Here is a 5,327-nt window from a genome sequence, read left to right as displayed (position 1 = left end):
CCCCTATAAAAACCCCCACCCATCCTTGGGAATGGAAAATATCCCCCCACCAGTAATAATAGAAAGAAAATTTCCGAGGCAGTAATACAATCAAGGTGATAGCTGATATACTATTGCTCACAATTCTTTTGTTCCTGGTACTTTATCTAACTCAAAAATCAAGAAACAATGGTAACAATTATCAACTACAAACAAAGACAAAAAGAAGACGGTTCTACATTCTACGTACTGGAAGTTCAGGGAGGTATTGAAATGGTTATGAGCCAAACTACAAATCAATTCTATGCAACATCCAAAAAGGCTTCAATAACATCAACATTTGATGAACTTACTTGTCAGGCTCTTATTGGTACACAAATGCAGGGAAGTATAATTAAGCAGGAATGTGAACCCTACGAATATACAGTTAAGGATACAGGAGAAGTAATTATGTTACATCATACATTTGTCTATTCACCACAGGAACCAGGAAAAGAAAATACTACTATTAGGCAGATAAGCGGTAGCTTCGCTACTGATATGGAATCCTTTTCAAGAAATGGAAAACATGTACTAACAGAAGCATAACAGCTTCATTCAATATACAAAGTGCCAAAGTGTCGAATTTTTGTAAAACTTTATAATTTCATACCCAAAATCTGCTTACTTCAAACAAAGTGGAATGAGTGGAAATATGAATAAAAGTTTTCAGATATTCTGGCACTTTGGCACTTTTTTATTCTTAATCAACAAATATATTTTAAATGAATAAGTTAATGGAAATATCGGTTACGTATAATACAGGTAATTTTGAAAAAATAAGGATAAGCAGCCATAAGCAAGCCTACAATCTCGTTATTGAAAACTGGAACCTAGGTACTATTGAATTTCAGGAAGAATGCAAAGTAATACTTATGAATAAAGGAAACTTCGTATTAGGGATTTACAATGTTTCAAAAGGAGGTATAGACAGCTCAGTGGTAGACATAAGAATCATTCTGGCGGTAGCTCTTAAATGTAACGCTACTCAACTGATACTGGTGCATAATCATCCTAGCGGAAGCCTCACACCAAGCAATTCAGACAAAAACATAACTGAGAAGTTAAGCAAGGCTTGTGATTTACTGAATTTGACACTTTTAGATCATTTGATTATTACAAGAAATGATTATTATAGCCTTAACAAAGAAGATAATTTTTTATAGTTCAAATTAGTGTATATACTACATAAATATGGCATATTTTGCCAGTATTTATTGATTTTAAAAGTTGTTTGGATTAGTATTAATAGCCTAAATTTGTTTTTCAGGTAGCTCAAAATCTAAGAAATCTTTCATTGGAATTTCTAACCCTTCACTAAGTCTATATAACTGATAAATTGTAATATTAGTCTTGCCAGACTCCATTCTGGAAATATTAGTAGGGTCGATTTCACCTCTCATTCTGCCCACCAGTTCAACCTGAGTAATACCTTTTTGTATTCTCAATTCCTTAATTTTTTTTCCTACGATTATTTGAATCTCAGATTTTTCCAACTTGACTTATTTGACAAGTCAAAGAAACTGGATATATTTGCCTAGATAAATGTCACATATGGCAAGTTTTAATTTAATATTTAAATACACTTATGAAAAAACTACTATTTATTACGGTTTTATTATTATCAATTCCAATACCCAGTCAACAGGGAGTTGATTCAATATATATTCCTCAATATGATAAATCGTTTGATGACCAAGGTTTTCAATATGCAACCACATCTGTAGATGGTAAAAGGTATTATATAAAGATGGACAAGACCCAGAAGCTATTTGATAAGACCATCATGTCTGTAGATGTTTGGGTGAAGTATAGCTATACCTCTAAAACAAAGGGGAAGAATGGAAAATCAAAGAAAATCGATACCGGGCATTATTTGGAGTATATGAACTTTGATTGCAGTGGAAAAACCTACACAGGAGGAGAAATATTACAGTATAACTCTACAGGAAAACTTATTAATCGAGATGAAAAGTTATCGAATATTACGAGAAGAATTGTACCAGGTTCAGTAAGTGAAGGGCTATTTGAAGCAGTTTGTCGTAAAACCAACTAATCAATATTAAATATGAAATATTTACTCCTGGTACTCATAATACCGATATTGACTATAGTTTCTATAATCATAAGCTTGGTATTAGGTAGCCTTATTCGTTTTATCAATGAAGGAGACCGTTTTAAAAGTCCTTTAGATGACCATAGATCAATGCCCAATGCTCTTAAAGATAAGGAATTCTGGAAAACTTTCTTAACAGGCTTTTTCGTCTTCTTCACTTTATTAATCATCGTAAAGTACTTATCAGGAGAGTAAACGGATCAAAGAGCCTGAAAATAACTTAATATCAATCATTAACCACCTCAAAGCAGGTGGTTTTTTACTATTAAAAATCAAATCATGAAACCACGAATACCATTAAGGATAGGTTATCAGTATGATAATTGGGAACTGAACTTAATAAGACTGCCGGACAGAATCCCGGAGAATGATTTATATATAAGTTACCTCTGGGTTGGAAGTAAGGTAAAGCAATTTCTGGGCTTTATTCCCCATAGAACAGAACTTATATTTTATTGGGATAGTTTGGAAGCAGTAATATTGGAGTTTGACAATAAATCAGAATACTATTACAACAGGATGAATAAAGCTTTATCAGAAAGATTCCTGGAATTTACTTCTGAAACTCTTCCAGACAGTATTGTTATATACAAGTTTACAACTGAAAAGATAGCCTACTGGAATATCTATTATGTTCCATCGAGGGAAATAAAGTTGATATACTTTGCTAATAGGTTTGCATATATTAACCGAATATTTGAATAACTGATTTTTGTAAAGTTTGTTTTATAGAGAGTGATCCAAATCCAATTTGCATAAACTGCAACTTTTACATACTTACATACCAAATTATAGACTTAGTTTCTGCTGCAACAATGCTGCAACATTTTGTATAAAAGGATGAAAATGATTGAAAATAAATGAAGATTGTAATTTGATTAAAGTATTGAAAATCAAATAAATGGAAAGGAATGAAATTAATTGATAAACATGCTATACTGACTCATAATCAGGTGGTCCCTGGTTCGAGCCCAGGTGGGACCACAGAAAAGCACTCAATTTGAGTGCTTTTTTTATTTCTATACTGTATTTCAGTCTTTTATACTTCCATTTTATCAATAATTCTAGTTTCTATAGTTCCTTCTGATGGAGAAAAGGCATATAAAAAGGCACATCTTAATCATTACAAAGGCATACCCTTTAAAATTTATTAATTAAATGAATTACAATAAATTACATATACTATTTGTGATAGATAAAACCAATGTGAATACAAAAGGTAAAGCTCCATTAAGGTGTAGGTTAACATATTCAGGAAAAAGAAAGGTTTTTTCTACAGGATTATTTATTATTTCTAAACAATGGGATAGTAAACAACAGTTAATTAAGCCTCCTAATGAAGAAAATACATTTATTAATACTTCACTAAGTCTGATTAAGAATGAAATTAATCAGGCTTTTTTATTTCTACAGGTTAGTGGAAATGATTTTGATATTAACGATATTTACTTACAATACAAAGGAGATATTCCTAAGCAAGACGAAACTATACTTCAGCTTTTTCAAGAACATAATATAAGAGTTGAAAAACTAATAGGGAAGGAGTATTCTATAGCAACCTTATGGAAGTTTAAACAAGCGAAAGAGTTGTTAAAAGACTTTATAAAGTCTCATTTCAACAAAGCTGATTATCATTTTAAAGATTTAGACTTGAAATTTATTCAAGATTATGAGTTTTATTTAAAAACGGAAAAGTCTTTAGCTATTGCTACTACTAATAAGATGATACAAAGGTTCAGGAAAATTGTCAAGGTTGCTCTCTCAGAAGATATTTTACACAAGGAACCTTTTACTAACTATAAAGTAAAACATATTAAAAAAGAAATCACTTATTTAACTGAAGAAGAATTAGCTAAGCTTGAGGAATATCAATTTAAAGCTGAAAAATTGCAGATGGTTAAGGATATGTTTGTATTCTGTTGTTATACAGGTTTGGCTTATAGTGAGATGGTTAATCTTGAAAAATCTCATATTATAAAGGGATTTGATGGTAATGAATGGATTAATATGATGAGAGGAAAAACTCAGCATTTGTTAACAATACCTTTGCTTACTAGAAGTAAAAGAATCATTGATAAATATGACTATGTTGATGAAAAAAGGGTTCTTCCTAAGTTAAGTAACCAAAAGTTTAATGTTTATTTGAAAGAAATAGCTGATATAGTTGGAATAAATAAAAGGCTTACTCATCATCTAGCAAGAAGAACCTTTGCAACAACTGTATTACTTTTTAATGATGTCCCTATGGAGATTGTATCACAACTTTTAGGGCATTCAAAAATTACTATAACCCAGCAACATTATGCTAAGGTAGTACAGAGAAAGGTTAGTGAGCAGATGTTTAGGCTAAATAAGAAATTAAAATAAGCACTATGTATTATTAACTCTTTGTATTTTTACAGAGAGTTAATTTTCAATTTATGTTACTAGATGCCAAACTAAATCAATTTGATTCATTCCCTATAGAATTTAAAGAGATTAATCCTGAAGATTTCATGTTTACTTTAGATACTTCGGGAACAAGAGTTCCAAGAACTGATTTTGAAATTGAAAATGGAGGGGACAAAATATTAATATCTCCTGATACTAATGGCTATATAAATGATACCTTACAAACACATTTAGAACTTGCACATAAAAACACTGTAGTAATCAATGCTCCTGTTGGACAAGGTAAATCATATGCTATAATTCAAACTGTAAAAAGGTACTTTGACTCAAATGAAAAGTATTTAGTTTTTGTAGTTTCTCCTTTTGTAAGTTTAGTTAAACAGTATTGTAATGATATTGAGGAATCAGGAGTTCCTGCTGATCAGATTTATAGTTATGATAACTTAGGAAGAAGCACTAGTATTGACTATACTAAAAGAGAAATTCAGGTTGTTACAGCAAACACTTTATTAGGGAATCCAGGAGAAGATGGATTTAAAAACTCTGATATTAAAAGAGGATATATAAATACCCTTGTAACCCATTGTGAAAGAGAAGGAATAAAGGTTGTTTTTATTTATGATGAAATACATGACTCCTATCATAACTTTCAACAAGAATATATATTCAACTTATGGAAATGGAGAAATGTGATTCAAAAGAATGTAAATCGTCAGCAAAAAGTGTACTGATTTAGGCTCTCACTTAAGGAGTGTTTCATAAGAGATTAATTTTTAAATTTGATATTATGAACACCAGGAAA

Annotated in this window: 8 protein-coding genes; 7 read left to right on the top strand and 1 reads right to left on the bottom strand. The window is 30.8% G+C overall.

Translation table 11 applies throughout. From position 1 onward, the window contains the following. Nucleotides 1-168: 168 nt before the first annotated feature. Together DRF65_RS28065 and DRF65_RS28060 are read left to right on the top strand one after the other, a co-directional pair. Nucleotides 169-567, top strand: a complete 399-nt coding sequence (locus DRF65_RS28065) for a hypothetical protein (RefSeq protein ID WP_115974000.1) — start codon at nucleotides 169-171, stop codon at nucleotides 565-567. Nucleotides 568-743: 176 nt separating this feature from the next. Further along, the gene (locus DRF65_RS28060; RefSeq protein ID WP_115973999.1) at nucleotides 744-1,184 is read left to right on the top strand and encodes a JAB domain-containing protein; all 441 of its coding nucleotides are present in this window, start codon (nucleotides 744-746) and stop codon (nucleotides 1,182-1,184) included. 87 nt (nucleotides 1,185-1,271) lie between these two features. Here the strand turns inward: DRF65_RS28060 and DRF65_RS28055 are convergent, their stop codons facing one another. Then, a complete protein-coding gene (locus DRF65_RS28055; protein ID WP_115973998.1) occupies nucleotides 1,272-1,514 on the bottom strand; it encodes a helix-turn-helix domain-containing protein in 243 nt (80 codons plus the stop codon). Between the two features lie 92 nt (nucleotides 1,515-1,606). Between DRF65_RS28055 and DRF65_RS28050 the strand changes: the two genes are divergently transcribed. The 5 genes from DRF65_RS28050 to DRF65_RS28030 all read left to right on the top strand — a co-directional run bounded on the left by DRF65_RS28050 (nucleotide 1,607) and on the right by DRF65_RS28030 (nucleotide 5,256). Next, nucleotides 1,607-2,074, top strand: a complete 468-nt coding sequence (locus DRF65_RS28050; RefSeq protein WP_115973997.1) for a surface-adhesin E family protein — start codon at nucleotides 1,607-1,609, stop codon at nucleotides 2,072-2,074. Nucleotides 2,075-2,086: 12 nt separating this feature from the next. Then, on the top strand, nucleotides 2,087-2,329 hold the full coding sequence (locus DRF65_RS28330) for a hypothetical protein (RefSeq protein WP_123947454.1): 243 nt from the start codon (nucleotides 2,087-2,089) through the stop codon (nucleotides 2,327-2,329). A gap of 84 nt (nucleotides 2,330-2,413) precedes the next feature. Further along, nucleotides 2,414-2,839: a hypothetical protein gene (locus DRF65_RS28040; RefSeq protein ID WP_115973995.1), complete on the top strand. Its 426-nt coding sequence runs from the start codon at nucleotides 2,414-2,416 to the stop codon at nucleotides 2,837-2,839. Nucleotides 2,840-3,292: 453 nt separating this feature from the next. Then, nucleotides 3,293-4,501 (top strand): site-specific integrase, encoded by a 1,209-nt coding sequence (locus tag DRF65_RS28035; protein WP_115973994.1) that lies wholly within the window; start codon nucleotides 3,293-3,295, stop codon nucleotides 4,499-4,501. 53 nt (nucleotides 4,502-4,554) lie between these two features. Continuing rightward, nucleotides 4,555-5,256, top strand: a complete 702-nt coding sequence (locus tag DRF65_RS28030; RefSeq protein ID WP_115973993.1) for a DEAD/DEAH box helicase family protein — start codon at nucleotides 4,555-4,557, stop codon at nucleotides 5,254-5,256. Nucleotides 5,257-5,327 lie beyond the last annotated feature (71 nt).

It is taken from the genome of Chryseobacterium pennae (assembly GCF_003385515.1).
Lineage (GTDB): Bacteria > Bacteroidota > Bacteroidia > Flavobacteriales > Weeksellaceae > Chryseobacterium > Chryseobacterium pennae.
This window is presented reverse-complemented; position numbering and strand designations above follow the sequence as displayed.

Excerpts from the sequence above, each read along its gene's own strand:
- DRF65_RS28065 (WP_115974000.1), top strand. The coding sequence starts at position 169 with ATGGTAACAATTATCAACTACAAACAAAGACAAAAAGAAGACGGTTCT.
- DRF65_RS28060 (WP_115973999.1), top strand. The coding sequence starts at position 744 with ATGAATAAGTTAATGGAAATATCGGTTACGTATAATACAGGTAATTTT.
- DRF65_RS28050 (WP_115973997.1), top strand. The coding sequence starts at position 1,607 with ATGAAAAAACTACTATTTATTACGGTTTTATTATTATCAATTCCAATA.
- DRF65_RS28330 (WP_123947454.1), top strand. The coding sequence starts at position 2,087 with ATGAAATATTTACTCCTGGTACTCATAATACCGATATTGACTATAGTT.
- DRF65_RS28040 (WP_115973995.1), top strand. The coding sequence starts at position 2,414 with ATGAAACCACGAATACCATTAAGGATAGGTTATCAGTATGATAATTGG.
- DRF65_RS28035 (WP_115973994.1), top strand. The coding sequence starts at position 3,293 with ATGAATTACAATAAATTACATATACTATTTGTGATAGATAAAACCAAT.
- DRF65_RS28030 (WP_115973993.1), top strand. The coding sequence starts at position 4,555 with ATGTTACTAGATGCCAAACTAAATCAATTTGATTCATTCCCTATAGAA.